The sequence below is a fragment of the Chthonomonas sp. genome, from assembly GCF_035294505.1.
Taxonomy (GTDB): Bacteria; Armatimonadota; Chthonomonadetes; order Chthonomonadales; family Chthonomonadaceae; genus Chthonomonas.
The window spans coordinates 1-1,874 of sequence record NZ_DATGKU010000044.1; the positions used below are offsets into that span (position 1 = coordinate 1).

Annotated in this window: 1 protein-coding gene and 1 pseudogene; both read right to left on the minus strand. The window is 55.0% G+C overall.

Annotated elements, in window-relative coordinates:
• On the minus strand, nt 1-1,092 hold a 1,092-nt coding region (locus tag VKV18_RS02040; protein ID WP_324202565.1), incomplete at its 3' end, for a hypothetical protein.
• A 187-nt stretch (nt 1,093-1,279) separates the two neighbouring features.
• Nucleotides 1,280-1,874: pseudogene (locus VKV18_RS02045) on the minus strand (hypothetical protein); the annotation flags it as partial.

The following is a 1,874-nucleotide window of genomic DNA, read 5'->3' on the forward strand; positions in this document are numbered from 1 at the left end:
GGTGCCTCCTACGGCGGCAGAGGCAAGCTGCTGCAACCGCACCGTGTCGTTAGCGACCGTATGATCGGCTTGCCAGGCATCGTAATAGGCGTTATTGAAGTTGATGAAAAACTGTGGGTTCTGGATAAAGCATTTCAGCCAGGCGGTAGAGGCCATTTGAAGGCGCGGCACCAACATGCCCCCAAGGCCGGTGAGCGTTTGGTTGCTTTTGGTGGGAGGGAGAAAGGTATTGTTGCCAAGGGCCGGCTGGTTGAGCACATCATAGTAGGGGGTGTAGTAAAAATCGGCTGCAGGGTCTATGGGTTGGGTGGTAGGGAACTGGCCTTGGAGGTCTTGAGCCACAACCACAGCGGCGGCGCGCGCCATGCCCATCTCCCAGGCGTCATAGCCAATGGCTAAAGGACCGTGAAAGGTCTGTGCCATCGCCTGCAACAGACCGAGATATTTATCTTGGTCTGTGCTAAAGTTGGGCAGATCGATATCCACCGAGCCGTCCGGGTTCATCACCACCGTAACCCCAATGATGCCGGACACTTTGGTAGGGTTATCGTCCTTGTTGAGAATGGTTACCTGACCGTTCCATAGGGGTGGGCCGATGCGACGTACAAGAGCCGGATAGAGGAGGTTGTTAACCGTATTATCCAGAGCAGAGGCGGTGGGCACATCGAAGGCATACTGGCCTGTGGTGTTGGCCACGAAGGTGAGCTTATTGTTTGCCGGCACACTTCTGCCAACCGGCGCCTGAGGAAGCAGTATCTGGCCGTTATGGCGCACTACCACCATATCTACCACCGGGATTTGATGATTCAGAGGGAAGGCATGAAGGCGGCGCAGCGCGGCGATCTCCGGGGCAACGGCGGCGGCGCGAGTTTGCATGACCTGACGAATGCGTTGGGCAATCGCCTGCTGCACTTCATTTTTGTCGTTGGGATGGTTCACATCCACCACAACAACCGACTGAGGGCCGTTACCAATAGTATGAAACGGCCTGTTCAAAATGTTACGATAGGTTTGTGCGGTGGCCTGCTGAAACGGCCCAAAGGCACACAAGGTAAAGCTAAACACCAAATAGGCTAATGGCGTCGTTCGCATATTCAATGCCCACATTCCTCCCTTACAGTTTGCCGATTTTTGGTATGGCACTGCAACCAGATTCTCCTTGGGGCAGAACACCTCCTGCCCATGAACGCTTCCGCATACGCACAATCGCCTTTGTAGGCGGCCACGGACACCCACAAAGACGATAGGTTTAGGCCAACGGCCTTGGCCGGTGGTTCGCTTATGGAACCACAAACGAGCCGATAGGGCTTACGGAGAACGCATAGCCCACGTTGCTGCTTGGGGGGGTGTATTGAGCAATGACCGCCCAGTAGTAGGTGCCTGGGGGCAGAGGGGACGTGATGGTATAGCTTGTAGAGGAGGTGATTTGCTGTAGAATGGGATTCACTCCATTGGTGTCGGACTGATAGTCCGGAAACTGGTTGTAGACCAAAACCGTGTATTGCCCTGCGGCGCTGACGCTTGTCCAGGTAAGGGTTGGGGTAGAGCTGACCGTTTGGCCGCTCACGGGGCTAAGCACATTAATGGGATCGAGCGGGCTAACCTGAATGGGCGAGGTGGGTTGACCTTCCTGGCCGTTCTGTGGGAAGTTAATCGTATCCACCGGCGCAACGCTGTAGAAGTAGATAGCATCGGGTGTAAGGCTGGGGTCTTGATCGGCAAAACGATCGCCTAAAGGATCGCGCAGAAGGGCTATCGAGCTAAAATGAACGTTGTCGTTTGGGGAGCGCAGAATATCGAAACCCAAAAGGTTAGGAACCTGCTGATAGTCCCAAAAAAGATCACACTCCACGATGCTGCCGGCAGGAGCACTG